The following is a 14,910-nucleotide window of genomic DNA, read 5'->3' on the forward strand; positions in this document are numbered from 1 at the left end:
CGCCAGGAGCGAAGCGGATAGGGACTGCGCAAGCTACTTGTCGCCCTCGCCCACCACATCCCCCGTCGCATCGAGCACCTTGCTGGAAGGAAACTTGTTCGAGGCGACGCGGACAGCCAGTACCGAGAGCGACAGCAGAAAGATCCCGCCGCAGAGATACAGCAGCCCGGCATCCGGTGGCCGATGGTGCGAGACATCGCCGATCAGATAGCGGGTCAGGGCAGTGATGGCGATGTAGAGCAGAAAGCGGATGGGCAGGTGGTTGGTCTTGAAGTAGATGCCGACCATGGCACCCAATTCCAGGTAGATGAAGAGCAGGAGAATGTCATCGATGCTCGCCTGGCCTTTGTCGACCATGCCCATGAAGGCCATCACCGAGGCCCAGGCCGTGGCCGCGCCGATGGCGAACAGGCCGAAGTAGTGGAATCCTTCCACCATCAGGTTGCCAAGGGAGTTCGCCCCGTCGTGCATGCGTTTGCGACCGCTGTCTGCCCACTTCATGGCCAGCTGCTCCCTGCACAAGGGTGAAGACGTCCATTCGAAGATTCGTCCATGCTGGAATTCCCACTCTCAAGATTGCTCTGGCACCAGCCGTTCTTATAGCGGGAAGCCGGACCGCCGACCAGTGCACAACTGTCGCAGACTGGACGACCACGCGCTGGCAGGCTAAAACCTGAGGAAAAGGCCCCAAGGGCCCTGGAGTCTGCTGTGGACGCGCGTCTATTCTGCCTCGCCTGCCTGGACCGGCCCGATCCCCGGCTGCTGGAAGCCGCCCTGTGGATCGCGGCCGAGCACCATGAACAGATCGATCCCTCCGCCCTGCTGCACTCGCTGGATGAGCTGGCCCTGCGTCTGGTCGCCACCCTGGATGGCGATGCCAGTCACGCCGAGCGTGCCCAGGCCTTGTTACGGCAACTGTGCGATGCCGGCTTTCGCGCTGCCGAGTGGCCCCTGAATCCCACCGCCGCCCTACTCGATGAGGTTCTGGCGCGACGGCGCGGCCAACCCCTGTCGATCGCCCTGGTGGCCCTGGAACTGGCCCGACGCCTGGAGATCGACCTGCAGGGCATCGGTTTTCCCGGCCATTTCCTGCTGCGCGTGCCGGGCGCGGATCACCTGCTCGAACCCTTCGGCGGGCGACGCCTGTACATGAACGACTGCCGCCAACTCCTGGTGGATCAATTCGGCCCCACCGCGCAGTTGCAGGCCAGCTACCTGGCGCCCCTGGGGCCGCGGCAGATGATGCAGCGTCTCTCGCGCAATCTGCGTGAATTGCATCGCCAGAGCGACCAGCCGCTGGCCGCGCTCAAGGATGCCCAGCGCGTCATCGAACTGGGAACGGTCGGGGTCATCGATCATCTGGCGCGCGCCGATCTGTACCGCCAACTCGACTGCCCCCAGGCCGAGCGCTACGACCTGCAGCACGCCCTGCTGATCAGCGAAGACGATGCCGAACGCGAGCAGGTACGGCGGCGACTGGAGCAATTGAGCGCCCCTTCCGCCACCCTGCACTAGCCGCGCAGCAGCCAGAGCACCAGCTGCGCACCGAGCAGATTGCTCAGGCCGGCCAGTACCATGACCAGGCCGGCCACAGTGCCCTCTTCCAGGCCGACCTCGTAGGCCTTGCTGGTGCCCACGCCATGGGCGCCCATGCCGAACAGGGCGCCACGGGCCAGCGCCGACTTGAGCGGCAGCAGCTTGATCAGCAGGCTGCCGAGGATGGCCCCACCCAGTCCGGTGATCATCACGAAGGCCGCGGTCAATTCGGGGACGCCGCCGACGGTCGCGGACATCGGCATGGCGAAGGGGGTGCTGATGGAGCGCGGCAACATGGACAGCAGCACCCGGTCGTCGAGCAGCAGCAGCCGGGCCAGCAGCCAGGAACTGCCGATGGCCACACCGCTGCCGACGCAGAGTCCGGCCAGCAGCGCCTGCCAGTAGCGCGCCAGCAAGCGGCGTTGCTGCCAGATCGGCACGGCAAAGGCCACCGTCGCCGGTCCCAGCAGGGTGATCAGCCAGTGGCTGTAGTGGGCGTATTCGGCATAGCTCACCTGCTGCCAGAGGGTGGCGGCATAGAGCAGCACCGTGACGAAGATGATCGGACTGACCACATACCAGCGCAACCGGGCATAGAGCAGTCGACTCACCACATAACCCGCCACCGTCAGCAGCAGCCAGAAGAGTCCAGGCAGATCAAGCATCGCGACGCCCCCGGCGGCGGAACATCCAGTCCACGGTATAGGCGGTGGCGACCATTGTCAGCACGGTGCTGAGCAGGATCGCCAGCAGGATGCGCACGCCCTCCTGCCGCAGCAGCGGGCCATAGTCGAGCAGACTCAACAGCGCGGGAATGAAGAACAGCAGCATTTCGCCCAACAGCAGGCGCACGCCGCCCTGTAACCACTCGGGCTCGACGATGCGCGCGGCCAGCAGCAACAGCAGCATGGCCAGCCCTACCACACCGCCCGGTACCGGCAAGACGAAGGAGGTCGCCAGCCAGGTACCCACGCCCCACAGCGCGCCCAATCCGCACAGCTCCAGAGCCAGGCGTAGATATCTATTCACCCAGGGCTCCATCTCAAACAGTCATCAGGCGCTCAAGGATACCGAGGCTGAGGGGACGAGGACAGCCAACCGGGCCAGGCGGCGGGATCAGGACGGGTAAAGCAGCTTTGCCGCCTGGGCAAGATCAGCCCAGGGCGGCGATGACCTCGGCGACCCAGCGCTCGGCATCTTCGTCCGGCGTCACCGTTTCGCTGGCGTCGATGCGCAGCATGGGCAGCAGTTCGCGCAGCCCCAGCTCGGCGAACAACTCCTGCATCAGCTCGCCGCCGCCGCAATAGGTGTCGCCATAGCTGGAATCACCCAAGGCCAGCACGGCGCCGGGCCGTCCGGACCAGGGCGGCAGCCGATCGCGCAGCTGGAAATACAGCGACTCGAGATTGGCGGGCAGTTCGCCCATGCCGGTGGTGGAGGTGATGGCCAGCAGCGCCTCGGGTGCGAAGGCTTCCAGGCTGGCGAGATCGGCATTGGGCTGGTGCCAGACCTCATGGCCTGCCGCGCTCAGCCGCGCCTTCACCTGACGGGCGATATCTTCCGCGGTGCCATAGACCGAGCCATTCAACAGTGCGACTTTCATACAGACCTCTTGCGTGGAATCCCGCCCAGTATGCCTGGCCCGGCAGGGCTTGGCGCTCCGTCAGCAAGACGCCTCCGCTGGCAACCCCCGCTGCAGCCAAGGGTCTCAAGGCTTGTTATGCTAGCGCCGCCTGCTACCCCAGGCGTTTTCGCCACCTGTCCGCCTACCCGGCGGCGTGACGGCATCCGGCCTATCCGGCCCGATCGCCTGGAGTTGGAGCATGAATCAGCCTGTTACACTCATGGTCGCGCGACGCGTCGCGGCCGGCCAATACGACGCCTTTCTGGTCTGGCTGCGCGAAGGCGAAGCCCTGGCCACCGGGTATCCCGGCTATCTCGGCTCGGGTGTCCTGACCCCGCCACCGGGCGACAACCTGGTGCAGATCATCTTTCGCTTCGCCTGCCCCCAGACCCTCGACGAGTGGGAACACTCGGACACCCGGCGCCTCTGGCTGGAGCGTGGCCAGGGCCTGTTCGAAGCGCCCCAGGCACGACGGGCTCAGGGCATGGACGACTGGTTCGGTGCCGGCCTCCAGCCGCCGCCGCGCTGGAAGCAGAGCATCGCCGTCTGGCTGGCGTTCTTTCCCATCTCCCTGCTGTTCAATGCCGCCTTTGGCGATTACCTGGCGCATCTGCCGTTGCTGCCACGCATCCTGCTGAGCACCCTGATCCTTACCCCGGTGATGGTCTGCGTCTTCATTCCCCTCATCACCCGGGCGTTGAAGGGCTGGCTGCACAACGCCTCGTCGCGGGCCAATGGCTGGCGGGGCAGCGCTCGCTAGGTCGATAGCGGATCAGCCTGCATCCTGACGAGTCGAATGCGTACAATAGCGGCCAGCCTCATGACCGCTTCGCTCATCAGGATCGGGTACCCTTCATGTCCGCAACCCTTCCCCTTCTGGTCACCGGTGCCAATCGCCGCGTCGGTCTCGCCTTGACCCGCCGACTGCTGGCCGAGGGCCAACCCGTCATTGCCGTCTATCGCGACGATCCCGGCCCCTTGCGTGACCTCGAGCTCGAAGCCTATCAGGTCGATCTGACCGAAGAGGCGCAGCGTGACACCCTGCTGCAGCAGCTCCATGAACGTCACCTCGCACTGCGCGGTATCGTGCACAACGCCTCGGTCTGGGCTGAAGATGGCCTGGACAATCTGCGGCTGCTCTATCGCCTGCATCTGGAAGCGCCCTACCATCTCAACCTGGGCCTGCAAGATCTGCTCTTGGCCGCACCCCGGGCCGACATCATCCATATCGGCGACGACAGCGCGACCCGTGGCAGCCGCAATCACATCGGCTACGCCGCCACCAAGGCCGCCCTGCACAATCTGACCCTGTCCTTTGCCGAGGCCCTTGCCCCCACGGTGCGGGTCAATACCATCGCGCCAGGGCTGCTGATCTTCAAGGAAGGCGCCGACGAGGCCTATCGCCAGGCGACCCTGGACAAGGCGCTGCTGGATTTCGAACCCGGCGCCGATCCCATCGTGGATACCGTGCTCTATCTGCTGTCGACCCAATACGCGACCGGCAGCACCTTCACCGTCAACGGCGGGCGCCACCTGCGCCATGGCCGTCGCTAGCAAGAGGAATCAGTCATGACCGAACAAGACCGCCTGGAACTGGAGGCCGCCGCCTTCCGCACCCTGGTCCAGCACCTGCGCAAGCGTACCGATGTGCAGAACATCGACCTGATGAATCTGTCCGGCTTCTGCCGTAACTGCCTGTCCAAGTGGTACAAGGCCGCAGCCGACGACAAGGGTCTGGAGCTGAGTATCGATGACGCCCGCGAAGTCGTCTACGGCATGCCCTACGCGGACTGGAAAGCCCAGCATCAGACCGAGGCCTCCCCAACCCAGGCCGCGGCCTTCCAGGAGCAGCAGCGCAAATGAGCGACCTCTCCCGCTTTCGCGCCAGCCTGGTCCAGGGCGATCACGCCTTCGCCGACACCCTGGCCTTCGTCGCCGAGCACTACCACTACCAGCCCACCGCCTTTCGCAACGGCGGGGTGGACAATGCCGCGGGCCAGAACGAAGGCTCTTGCAAGACCCTGGGTCTGGCCAGGCTCGAAGGCCTGAGCGATGAGGAAGCCCTGCTGGCCTTTGGCGAGCACTACCGCAGCGTGCTGCAGACGCCGGAGGGCAGCGATCACGCCAACATCCGCGCCCTCGTCGCGCACGGCCTGGCCGGCGTGAGCTTTCAGGGCGAGCCCCTGACGCGTCGCTAGACCTTTCGGCGATCATAAAAAAAGCCCTGCAGATGCAGGGCTTTTGCTTGGGACCGGGCTCAGACGGCAGCCGCGGGTCTCATATAGGAAATGGGTGCCAGACCGGAGTCTTCGAAGGTCACCACTTCCCAGGCATCACGATCAGCCAGCAGCGCACGCAGCAGGCGATTGTTCATGGCATGACCGGACTTGTAGCCGCGGAATTCGCCAATGAGGCTCTTGCCGAGCAGGTAGAGGTCGCCAATGGCGTCGAGGATCTTGTGCTTGACGAATTCGTCTTCGTAACGAAGGCCGTCTTCGTTGATCACACCCTTCTCGTCCACCACGATGGCGTTGTCGACGCTGCCACCCAGGGCCAGGTTGTGCGAACGCAGGAATTCCAGGTCACGCATGAAGCCGAAGGTACGGGCACGGCTGACTTCCTTGAGGAAGGAGGTGCTCGAGAAATCCACCGAGGCTTTCTGGGTACGGTTGTTGACCACCGGGTGATCGAAGTCGATCTCGAAGGTCACCTTGAAGCCGTCGAAGGGCACGAAGGTGGCGCGCTTGTCACCGTCGACGACGCTCACTTCACGCTTGATGCGGATGAACTGCTTGGCCGCTTCCTGTTCCTGCAGACCCGCGGACTGGATCAGGAACACGAAGGGACCGGCGCTGCCGTCCATGATCGGCACTTCGACCGCGGACAGCTCGACGTAGGCGTTGTCGATACCCAGACCGGCCATGGCCGACAGCAGGTGTTCAACGGTACCGACCTTGACGCCACTGTCACTGAACAGGTTGGTCGACATGGTGGTTTCACCCACGTTCTCGGCCCAGGCCGGAATTTCCACGACCGGATCGAGATCGGTGCGACGGAACACGATCCCCGTATCGACGGGAGCCGGCTTCAGGGTCAGGTACACCTTCTCCCCGGAATGCAGGCCGACGCCGGTGGCGCGAATGGTGTTCTTGAGGGTGCGTTGTCTAATCATGCCAGGGCCGCTCGGTCGCAGGGTGCGAATGGTGTTCAACGAAGTCGCGATGATAGCAGAAGCGAAAATCGATGCCCACTAATCACACCCTGGCTTGTGATATACCCGATCAATCAGCCTGACGACGCAGGAAGGCCGGGATGTCCAGGTAATCCAGGTCGTCGTTGGGATTGACCTTGGTCGCCGCTGCCGAGCCGCCATGCTGCTGGCTGCCACGACCGGAGCGCATCGAGGTCGGGTACTTGAGGTCGTCGTAGTTGACGGGAGCGGTTTCCTGACGGGCAGCGGCCAGGGTCTGAGCGGTGTTGTCCACCACCTTGACCGGCTTCTCGATGCGCGCGCCCAGGCCGGTAGCGACCACGGTGACGTGCAGCTCGTCGCGCATTTCCGGATCGATCACCGCGCCAACCTTGACGGTGGCGTGTTCGGAGGCGAAGTCCTCGATGATCTCGCCGACGGCGGCGTATTCACCCAGGGACAGATCCAGGCCAGCGGTGATGTTGACCAGGATGCCGCGAGCGCCGTGTAGGTTGACGTCTTCCAGCAACGGATTGCGGATGGCGGCTTCGGTCGCCTCGCGCGCACGGTTCGGACCGCTGGCATGACCGGTACCCATCATGGCCATGCCCATCTCGCCCATCACGGTCTTGACGTCGGCGAAGTCGACGTTCATCAGGCCGGGACGCTGCATGATGTCGGAGATACCGCGAACGGCGCCGGCGAGAACGTCGTCAGCCTTGGCGAAGGCGGCCAGCAGGCTGGCGTCCTTACCCAGAATGGTCAGCAGCTTCTCGTTGGGGATGGTGATCAGCGAGTCGACGCATTCGGACAGGGAGCGAATGCCTTCGTCGGCGACCTGCATGCGCTTGCGGCCTTCGAAGGGGAACGGACGGGTGACCACGGCAACGGTCAGGATACCCATTTCCTTGGCCACTTCAGCGATGATCGGCGCGGCACCGGTACCGGTGCCACCGCCCATGCCGGTGGTGATGAAGACCATGTCGGCACCTTCGAGGACTTCGGCGATGCGCTCACGATCTTCCATGGCCGCCTGGCGGCCGATTTCCGGGTTGGTGCCGGCACCCAGGCCCTTGGTGACGCCTGGGCCGAGTTGCAACACGGTACGGGATGTGACGTTCTTCAGGGCCTGGGCGTCGGTATTTGCACAGATGAATTCGACGCCTTCAACACCGCTTTTGACCATGTGGTTGACGGCGTTGCCACCGCCACCGCCCACGCCGATGACTTTGATCACGGCGCTTTGTGGAATGTTGTCTACGAGTTCGAACATGGTCCCCTCTCTTCCTTTCGGATCTTCGCCTACTGCCGCGGTTTAATTGTGAATTACAAGTTGCCCTGGACCCAACGCTTCATGCGTTCCAGGACTGTGGATTTGGTTTCGCTGCTATATCCGCCAGAAACAACCGGCAAAGGATCGGTCTGCTTTTGCAGACCATAGAGCAACAGGCCGACGCCTGTGGAATAGATCGGGTTGCTGATTACGTCAGTCAGACCCTTGACCGTCTGGGGCACCCCCAGGCGTACCGGCATATGGAAAATCTCTTCCGCCAGTTCGACCGCGCCTTCCATCTTCGCAGTACCACCGGTGAGTACGATCCCAGCGGGGATCAGATCCTCGTAACCACTGCGGCGCAGTTCCGCTTGCACCAGTGTGAATAGCTCATCGTAACGGGGCTCGACCACTTCCGCGAGGGCCTGACGCGACAATTCTCGCGGCGGACGATCACCTACACTGGGCACCTTGATGGTTTCGCCCGGTCCAGCCAGTTTCGCCAAGGCACAAGCATACCGAATCTTGATTTCTTCGGCATATTGCGTCGGGGTTCTCAAGGCCATGGCAATGTCATTTGTGACTTGGTCGCCAGCAATGGGTATTACCGCCGTATGGCGGATGGCGCCTTCGGTAAAGATGGCTATGTCGGTAGTGCCGCCACCAACATCCACCAGGCAGACGCCCAGTTCCTTTTCGTCGTCGGTCAGTACCGAATAGGCCGAGGCCAACTGTTCCAGAATGATGTCGTCGACTTCCAGGCCGCAACGGCGAACACATTTCTCGATGTTCTGCGCGGCGTTGACGGCGCAGGTCACCACATGGACCTTGGCTTCCAGGCGCACGCCGGACATGCCCAGGGGCTCGCGTACCCCTTCCTGGTTGTCGATCACATAGTCTTGGGCCAGGGTGTGCAGTACGCGCTGGTCGGCGGGAATGGCCACCGCCTGGGCGGCATCGAGCACCCGCTCGATGTCCGCAGGACTCACTTCACGGTCGCGGATCGCCACGATGCCGTGGGAATTCAGGCTGCGGATGTGATTGCCGGCAATACCGACGAAGGCCGAGTGGATCCGGCAACCGGCCATCAGCTGGGCTTCTTCGATGGCCCGCTGGATGGAGGCGACGGTGGACTCGATGTTGACCACCACGCCCTTCTTGAGCCCGCGCGACGGATGGGTGCCGATCCCGACGATCTCGATCTGACCATCGGAAGACACCTCGCCGACCAGAGCCACGACCTTGGAAGTGCCGATGTCGAGGCCGACGATCATCTTGCCGCTTTGCACGCTTGCCATAGTAAAAAACTTCTCCTCAATGCTTGGCCGGTTCGGTCACGGGGGTGGCGGCGACAGCGGGATCACGCCAGGCCACGGCCAGACCGTTCGGATAACGCAGATCGATCCGCGCGATATTGTCCATCTGTGCCTTGAGCACCTGATCGTACAGGCGCATGAAGCGCCGCATCTTTTCCACCAGCTGGTCGCGGCCGAACACCAGTTCCAGGCCCTGACCGGTGGTGAGGTACCAGCTGCCACGCTCGTGCATTTCCAGACGCGCCACGGTGTAACCGAGCGGCCGGAGCATCTGGCTGAACATCTGGTACTGCTGCATCACTTGCTGCTGGGCCCGCTTGGGGCCGTACAGCCGCGGTAGATTGTCATAGTTGGCCAGATCCTGCGGGGCAAAAGCCTCACCCTGGTTGTTCAGCAGCGCCTCGTCGCCCCACCGGGCGATGGGCATCTGCTCTTCCAGGCGGATGCTGATCTCGTCCGGCCAGACGCGGCGCACCTCGGCATGGGCGATCCACGGCATGGTTTCCAGTTCATGGCGCATGTCGGCCAGGTCGACCTGGAAGAAGGTGGTGCCGACGAAGGGCGCGATCCGTTGCTGCACCGCCGCCTGGCTGATGTAGGAGAGATCGCCCTTGACGCTGACCTTGGCGATCGGCCGGTCGGCATAGGGCAGCAGCCGCTGGGCGCCTTCATAGGTGCCGAAGCCCAGCCCCAGCAGCAGGAACGGCCAGAGGATGCGCTTGAGCAGACCCAGGCTGGGACGCGGCAGGCGCGTCGACAGCGGCTCTTCGGCGACCAGACGACTGGCTCCGCGTTGCTCGACGTTGCGCGACCGACCGAAGCCGGGCTGGTTGTGACGTAGGGTGGCGACCAAGGTTCAGCCCTCCACGTGCGCGCCGGCAACAGCGGCTGCCGGCAAGGGGTTGTACGGATGACGGCTCATGCCGAACTCCCGGCGGTCGCGGCGGTGGCGAACAGCGGGTGGTTGAGCAGTTGCGGTGCCAGTGCGCCGATGTCGCCCGCGCCCTGGCAGAGCAGGATGTCGCCCGGGCGCAGCAGCGGCTTGACCAGCGGGGCGATGTTGCTGCCGCGCTCCACATAGATGGGATCGAGCTGACCGCGCTGGCGGATGCTGTGGCAGAGCTGGCGGCTGTCGGCTCCAGGAATGGGTTCTTCGCCGGCCGGATAGACTTCCATCAGCAAAAGGACGTTGGCATCTGCTAGCACCTGGACGAAGTCTTCGTAGAGATCGCGAGTGCGACTGAAGCGGTGCGGCTGATAGACCATCACCAGCCGGCGCTCGGGCCAGCCACCGCGCACGGCCTTGATCACCGCGGCGACTTCGCGCGGGTGGTGACCGTAGTCGTCCACCAGCATGACGCTGCCACCGGCGACCGGCAGTTCGCCGTAGACCTGGAAGCGCCGCCCTACCCCCTGGAAGCCGGACAGGCCATTGAGGATGGCCTCGTCACTGACGCCTTCGTCGGTGGCGATGGCGATGGTGGCCAGGGCGTTGAGCACGTTGTGCACGCCCGGCATGTTGACCGAGACCGCCAGGGGCGCACGGCCCTCGCGCAGCACGGTGAAATAGGTGCGCATGCCGTCCTGGCGGATGTCCACGGCGCGCACGTCGGCGTCCTCGGCGGTGCCGTAGGTGACGGTGGGCCGGGCGACCTGGGGAATGATCTCGCGCACCACCGGATCATCGACGCAGAGCACCGCCAGGCCATAGAACGGCAGGTTGTGCAGGAAATCGACGAAGGTGCGCTTGAGCCGATTGAAGTCACCCTCGTAGGTGCTCATGTGGTCGGCGTCGATATTGGTGACCACGGCAACCATGGGCTGCAGGTGCAGGAAGCTGGCGTCGCTCTCGTCGGCCTCGGCGATCAGGTAGCGGCTGGTGCCGAGCTGGGCATTGGTACCGGCGGCATTGAGGCGGCCGCCGATGACGAAGGTCGGGTCCAGGCCCTCGGCTGCGAACACCGAGGCGATCAGACTGGTGGTGGTGGTCTTGCCATGGGTACCGGCGACGGCGATGCCGTGGCGATAGCGCATCAGCTCGGAGAGCATCTCGGCGCGGGGCACAACGGGAATGCGCTGCTCGAGGGCGGCGGAGACCTCGGGATTGGATCTGTTGATGGCGCTGGACACCACCAGCACGTCGACCTGATCCAGGTTCTCGGCGCGGTGGCCAATGTAGATACGCGCGCCGAATTGCTGCAGGCGCGCGGTCACCGCGGATTCCTTGAGGTCCGAACCCGAGACTTCATAGCCCAGGTTCAGCAGCACCTCGGCGATGCCGCACATGCCGACGCCGCCGATACCGACGAAGTGGATGCGCCGGATGCTGCGCATGCGCCGAACCTCGGCCTGAATGGCACTTTGCGACTTAACCACGGGCAACCTCCAGACAGGCGTCGACGACTGCACGGGTGGCATCGGGTTTGGCCAGGGCACGGCTGCGAGCTGCCATGCCGGCAAGACGTTCGGGATGCATCAGGACCTCGGTAAGCTGCGCGGCGAGATCCGCCGGGCGGGTGGAATGTTGCGGCAGCACCACACCGGCACCGGCGCGCTCCAGGAAGCGGGCATTGCTGGTCTGGTGGTCGTCGATGGCGTGCGGCAGGGGAATCAGCAGCGCCGGCAGACCGGTGGCGGTCAGCTCGGCGACGGTCAGGGCGCCGGCCCGGCAGATCACCAGATCGGCCCAGGCATAGGCGGCGGCCATGTCGGCGATGAAGGGCTGGACATCGGCCTCCACGGCGACGTTGGCATAGCGCTCGGCGGTCACCTCGGCGTGCTGGCGACCGGCCTGGTGGCGCACATTGGGTCGCAGGCCCGCGGGGAGCTGGGCCAGGGCGTCGGGCAACAGCTTGTTGAGCGGCTCGGCGCCCAGGCTGCCGCCCAATACCAGCAGGTTGGCGGCGCGCTCTTCCAGCGGCGCACGGGTCACCGGAGCGAAGAGTTCGGCGCGCACCGGATTACCGGTGGACAGGCGTTTGGCGGACGCCGGAAAGGTGTCGGCAAAGCCTTCGCAGACGCGGGCGGCCATGGGCACCAGCAGGCGGTTGGCGGTGCCGGCATGGGCGTTCTGTTCATGGATCACCAGTGGGATGTTGCACAGCTTGGCGGCCAGGCCACCGGGACCGGTGACGAAGCCACCCAGGCCCAGCACGCAGACCGGCTTGAGCCGGCGCATGAGACCCATGGCCTGCATGAGGGCGCCACTGAGTTGCAGCGGTGCCTTCACCAGAGAACGCAAGCCCTTGCCGCGCAGTCCGGTGACCGGAATGTGGTGCAGGCTGATGCCGGCCTTGGGCACCACGTCGTTCTCGATGCCGCGCGGCGTACCCAGCCAATGCACGGTATAGCCGCGGGCTTCGAATTCACGGGCGCAGGCCAGGGCCGGGAAGACGTGCCCGCCGGTGCCGCCGGCCATGATGAGGACGTTAGCGGACATCGGCGAAATCCTCTTCGGTGAATTCCACATCCTCGGTATCGACCAGCGTTCGTCTCTCCCACTCGATGCGCAGCAGCAGACCCATGCTCACGCAACAGATCACCAGGGAGCTGCCGCCATAGCTGAGGAAGGGCAGCGTCAGCCCCTTGGTCGGTAGCAGGCCGACGTTCACGCCGATGTTGATCAGGAACTGGCCGATCCACAGCATGGACAGGCCATAGGCCACATAGGCCGAAAAGAACTGCTTGGACTGCTCGGCCCAGTGACCGATGAACAGACCGCGCACGCAGACGAAGAGGAACAGCCCGACCGTGGCCATGGCACCGATCAGCCCCAATTCCTCGGCCAGCACGGCGAAGAGGAAGTCGGTATGGGCTTCGGGCAGATAGAACTGCTTCTGGATGCTGTTGCCCAGGCCGAGACCGGTCCAGCCGCCACGGCCGAAGGCGATCAGCGCCTGGGTCAGCTGGTAGCCGGAACCGAACTGGTCGGCCCAGGGATCGGTAAAGGTGATCAGTCGCTGCATCCGGTAGGACTGGGTCTGCACCAGGACGAACACCGCGAACACGGCCAGGGCGACCATCAGCATGAAGCGGAACAGGCCGACACCACCGAGGAACAGCATGGCACCGGCGGCGCCCATCATCACCACGGTGGCGCCGAAGTCGGGCTCGCGCAGCAGCAGCATGGCCATCGGCAGCAGAACGATGAAGGGCTTGAAGAAGCCGGCCCAGGTGTGGCGCACCTCATGCTGACGACGAACCAGGTAACCGGCCAGATAGAGCACCACGAAGACCTTGGCGATCTCCGAAGGCTGCACGTTGAAGATGCCGAAGCCGATCCAGCGCAGGGAACCGTTCACCTCGCGACCGATGCCAGGCACCAGCACCGCTATCAGCAAGAGGAAAGCGATGATCAGCAGCGGAAAGCCGAAGCGCTGCCAGGTGGCCATGGGAATCAGCATCACCACGCCGCAGGCGACGAAGCCGATGGCCAGGTAGACCAGGTGGCGATACATGAAGTACAGCGGATTGCCGGACTGGGCCGCGGCCACTTCCGAGGAGGCCGAGGTCACCATCACCAGGCCGAGGCCGAGCAGCAACAGGCAACCGGCCAGCAGCGGGAAATCCAGGTCGATGCCATGGCGGCTGGCCAGCGGCGAGGGATAGGGACGCAGCAGGCTGAGGATCATGACAATGCTCCTACGGCCTGGGCGAACAACCGTCCGCGCTCTTCGAAGTTGCGGAACATGTCGAGGCTGGCGCAGGCCGGCGACAGCAGCACGGCATCGCCCGGCTGGGCCAACTGGCGGCTTTCATTCACCGCCTCGTCCAGGGTAGCGACGCGCACCTGTTGCACGGTGGCCGGCAGGATCTCGGCGATCCGCGCCGCATCGCGGCCCAGCAGCACCACGGCGCGGCAATGGCGCGCGATGGGCTCGCGCAGGGCGCTGAAATCGGCCCCCTTGCCGTCGCCACCGGCGATCAGCACCAGTTGCCCGGCGATGTCGTCACCCAAGCCTTCGACCGCCGCCAGGGCAGCGCCGACGTTGGTGGCCTTGGAATCGTTGTAGTAGTTGACCCCCGCGACCTCGCCCACCCACTGGCAGCGGTGCTCCAGCCCCGGGAAGGCGCGCAGCGCCTCCAGCATGGGCGCCAGCGGCAAGCCAGCGGCCTGACCCAGTGCCAATGCGGCCAGGGCATTGCTGTGGTTGTGGGTACCACGGATCTTGAGTTCCTCGACATCCAGCAGGTTGTCGAAGGCCAGCGCCAGATAGCGATGGCCCTCCTCCTCGCGAATGCCGAAGGCACGGAAATCCGGACGTCCCAGGCCAAAGGTCAGGCAGGGCACGCCCTCGCCGATCAGCGGCCGCGACAGCGCATCGTCGCGATTGACCACCACCTGGCGGGCGCCGCGGAAGATGCGGTGCTTGGCCTGGTGATAGGCCGGCATGCCGCTGTAGCGATCCATATGGTCTTCGCTGAGGTTGAGCACCGTGGCCACCTCGGCGTCGAGCCGCTCGCAGGTCTCCAGCTGGAAGCTCGACAGCTCCAGCACATAGAGCTCGACGTCGTCGGCCAGCAGATCCAGCGCCGGAGTGCCCAGGTTGCCGCCCACGGCGACGCGCTTGCCAGCACGCCGGGCCATGTCGCCGACCAGGGTGGTGACGGTGCTCTTGGCGTTGGAACCGGTGATGGCGACGAGGGGCGCCTTGGCGTGACGCACGAACAGATCGATGTCGCCGGACAGCCGCACGCCACGGGCAGCGGCCTCTCGCAGCGCCGGCGTTTCCAGAGCCAGGCCGGGGCTCACATAGAGTTCGGCCGCGCGGCAGAGGAAGTCGGCATCCAGCTCACCGCAACGCACCTCGATCCCGGGATATTGGGTGCGCAGCGTTTCCAGTTCCGGCGGCTGTTCCCGCGTGTCGGCCACGGCAAAGGGCACACCCCGGCGCGCGAGAAAGCGCACCAGCGACATGCCACTCTTGCCGAGGCCGACGACGATACGGAACTGGTCGGAAGCGATGAGCAC

Annotated in this window: 17 protein-coding genes; 5 read left to right on the forward strand and 12 right to left on the reverse strand. The window is 64.8% G+C overall.

Annotation, left to right across the window (positions count from 1 at the left end; all coding sequences use genetic code 11):
- Window positions 1–33: 33 nt before the first annotated feature.
- Complete coding sequence (locus C722_RS0111825) at window positions 34–507, reverse strand: phosphate-starvation-inducible protein PsiE (RefSeq protein WP_026083802.1); 474 nt, start codon at window positions 505–507, stop codon at window positions 34–36.
- Window positions 508–708: 201 nt separating this feature from the next.
- On the opposite strand from C722_RS0111825, the gene C722_RS0111830 reads away from it, so the two are divergent.
- Window positions 709–1,515 carry a SirB1 family protein gene (locus tag C722_RS0111830; protein WP_017640694.1) on the forward strand — a complete coding sequence of 269 codons (807 nt, stop codon included), beginning with the start codon at window positions 709–711 and terminating at the stop codon, window positions 1,513–1,515.
- On the opposite strand, the gene C722_RS0111835 is transcribed toward C722_RS0111830, so the two are convergent.
- The 3 genes from C722_RS0111835 to C722_RS0111845 all read right to left on the reverse strand — a co-directional run bounded on the left by C722_RS0111835 (window position 1,512) and on the right by C722_RS0111845 (window position 3,139).
- On the reverse strand, window positions 1,512–2,201 hold the full coding sequence (locus tag C722_RS0111835) for an LrgB family protein (RefSeq protein WP_017640695.1): 690 nt from the start codon (window positions 2,199–2,201) through the stop codon (window positions 1,512–1,514). The two genes, C722_RS0111830 and C722_RS0111835, sit on opposite strands and share 4 nt — an antisense overlap.
- The gene (locus C722_RS0111840; protein ID WP_026083803.1) at window positions 2,194–2,577 is read right to left on the reverse strand and encodes a CidA/LrgA family protein; all 384 of its coding nucleotides are present in this window, start codon (window positions 2,575–2,577) and stop codon (window positions 2,194–2,196) included. The genes C722_RS0111835 and C722_RS0111840 overlap by 8 nt, the downstream gene beginning before the upstream one ends.
- Before the next feature lie 112 nt (window positions 2,578–2,689).
- On the reverse strand, window positions 2,690–3,139 hold the full coding sequence (locus C722_RS0111845; RefSeq protein ID WP_017640697.1) for a flavodoxin: 450 nt from the start codon (window positions 3,137–3,139) through the stop codon (window positions 2,690–2,692).
- Window positions 3,140–3,359: 220 nt separating this feature from the next.
- Here C722_RS0111845 and C722_RS0111850 point away from each other — a divergent pair, with 220 nt between their 5' ends.
- From C722_RS0111850 to C722_RS0111865, 4 genes are all read left to right on the forward strand, one after another.
- A complete protein-coding gene (locus tag C722_RS0111850; RefSeq protein ID WP_026083804.1) occupies window positions 3,360–3,920 on the forward strand; it encodes an antibiotic biosynthesis monooxygenase in 561 nt (186 codons plus the stop codon).
- A 95-nt stretch (window positions 3,921–4,015) separates the two neighbouring features.
- Window positions 4,016–4,714, forward strand: coding sequence for a dihydromonapterin reductase (gene folM, locus C722_RS0111855; protein WP_017640699.1), 699 nt, complete (start codon window positions 4,016–4,018; stop codon window positions 4,712–4,714).
- Between the two features lie 15 nt (window positions 4,715–4,729).
- Window positions 4,730–5,023, forward strand: a complete 294-nt coding sequence (locus C722_RS0111860; RefSeq protein WP_017640700.1) for a DUF1244 domain-containing protein — start codon at window positions 4,730–4,732, stop codon at window positions 5,021–5,023.
- On the forward strand, window positions 5,020–5,358 hold the full coding sequence (locus tag C722_RS0111865) for a HopJ type III effector protein (RefSeq protein ID WP_017640701.1): 339 nt from the start codon (window positions 5,020–5,022) through the stop codon (window positions 5,356–5,358). The genes C722_RS0111860 and C722_RS0111865 overlap by 4 nt, the downstream gene beginning before the upstream one ends.
- 59 nt (window positions 5,359–5,417) lie before the next feature.
- Here C722_RS0111865 and lpxC read toward each other — a convergent pair whose 3' ends face one another.
- From lpxC to murD, 8 genes are all read right to left on the reverse strand, one after another.
- Window positions 5,418–6,332: a UDP-3-O-acyl-N-acetylglucosamine deacetylase gene (lpxC, locus tag C722_RS0111870; protein ID WP_017640702.1), complete on the reverse strand. Its 915-nt coding sequence runs from the start codon at window positions 6,330–6,332 to the stop codon at window positions 5,418–5,420.
- Window positions 6,333–6,441: 109 nt separating this feature from the next.
- A complete protein-coding gene (gene ftsZ / locus C722_RS0111875) occupies window positions 6,442–7,623 on the reverse strand; it encodes a cell division protein FtsZ (RefSeq protein ID WP_017640703.1) in 1,182 nt (393 codons plus the stop codon).
- A 53-nt stretch (window positions 7,624–7,676) separates the two neighbouring features.
- Complete coding sequence (gene ftsA / locus C722_RS0111880; RefSeq protein WP_017640704.1) at window positions 7,677–8,921, reverse strand: cell division protein FtsA; 1,245 nt, start codon at window positions 8,919–8,921, stop codon at window positions 7,677–7,679.
- 16 nt (window positions 8,922–8,937) lie between these two features.
- A complete protein-coding gene (locus C722_RS0111885; RefSeq protein ID WP_017640705.1) occupies window positions 8,938–9,792 on the reverse strand; it encodes a cell division protein FtsQ/DivIB in 855 nt (284 codons plus the stop codon).
- A gap of 65 nt (window positions 9,793–9,857) precedes the next feature.
- Window positions 9,858–11,273, reverse strand: coding sequence for a UDP-N-acetylmuramate--L-alanine ligase (gene murC / locus C722_RS0111890; RefSeq protein WP_017640706.1), 1,416 nt, complete (start codon window positions 11,271–11,273; stop codon window positions 9,858–9,860).
- A gap of 34 nt (window positions 11,274–11,307) precedes the next feature.
- A complete protein-coding gene (gene murG, locus C722_RS0111895) occupies window positions 11,308–12,378 on the reverse strand; it encodes an undecaprenyldiphospho-muramoylpentapeptide beta-N-acetylglucosaminyltransferase (protein WP_017640707.1) in 1,071 nt (356 codons plus the stop codon).
- Entirely contained in the window at window positions 12,368–13,567 is a 1,200-nt protein-coding gene (gene ftsW / locus C722_RS0111900; protein WP_026083805.1) for a putative lipid II flippase FtsW, read from the reverse strand. The genes murG and ftsW overlap by 11 nt, the downstream gene beginning before the upstream one ends.
- Window positions 13,567–14,910 (reverse strand): UDP-N-acetylmuramoyl-L-alanine--D-glutamate ligase, encoded by a 1,344-nt coding sequence (murD, locus tag C722_RS0111905; RefSeq protein ID WP_017640709.1) that lies wholly within the window; start codon window positions 14,908–14,910, stop codon window positions 13,567–13,569. Before murD ends, ftsW begins: the two co-directional genes overlap by 1 nt.

It is taken from the genome of Pseudomonas sp. 313 (assembly GCF_000316965.1).
Classification (GTDB): Bacteria; Pseudomonadota; Gammaproteobacteria; order Pseudomonadales; family Pseudomonadaceae; genus Chryseomonas; species Chryseomonas benzopyrenica.

Coding starts and splice junctions, on each gene's coding strand:
- ftsZ (WP_017640703.1), bottom strand. CDS start 7,623: ATGTTCGAACTCGTAGACAACATTCCACAAAGCGCCGTGATCAAAGTC.
- murC (WP_017640706.1), bottom strand. CDS start 11,273: ATGCGCAGCATCCGGCGCATCCACTTCGTCGGTATCGGCGGCGTCGGC.
- ftsA (WP_017640704.1), bottom strand. CDS start 8,921: ATGGCAAGCGTGCAAAGCGGCAAGATGATCGTCGGCCTCGACATCGGC.
- C722_RS0111865 (WP_017640701.1), top strand. CDS start 5,020: ATGAGCGACCTCTCCCGCTTTCGCGCCAGCCTGGTCCAGGGCGATCAC.
- C722_RS0111835 (WP_017640695.1), bottom strand. CDS start 2,201: ATGCTTGATCTGCCTGGACTCTTCTGGCTGCTGCTGACGGTGGCGGGT.
- C722_RS0111845 (WP_017640697.1), bottom strand. CDS start 3,139: ATGAAAGTCGCACTGTTGAATGGCTCGGTCTATGGCACCGCGGAAGAT.
- C722_RS0111840 (WP_026083803.1), bottom strand. CDS start 2,577: ATGGAGCCCTGGGTGAATAGATATCTACGCCTGGCTCTGGAGCTGTGC.
- folM (WP_017640699.1), top strand. CDS start 4,016: ATGTCCGCAACCCTTCCCCTTCTGGTCACCGGTGCCAATCGCCGCGTC.
- C722_RS0111860 (WP_017640700.1), top strand. CDS start 4,730: ATGACCGAACAAGACCGCCTGGAACTGGAGGCCGCCGCCTTCCGCACC.
- C722_RS0111850 (WP_026083804.1), top strand. CDS start 3,360: ATGAATCAGCCTGTTACACTCATGGTCGCGCGACGCGTCGCGGCCGGC.
- lpxC (WP_017640702.1), bottom strand. CDS start 6,332: ATGATTAGACAACGCACCCTCAAGAACACCATTCGCGCCACCGGCGTC.
- murG (WP_017640707.1), bottom strand. CDS start 12,378: ATGTCCGCTAACGTCCTCATCATGGCCGGCGGCACCGGCGGGCACGTC.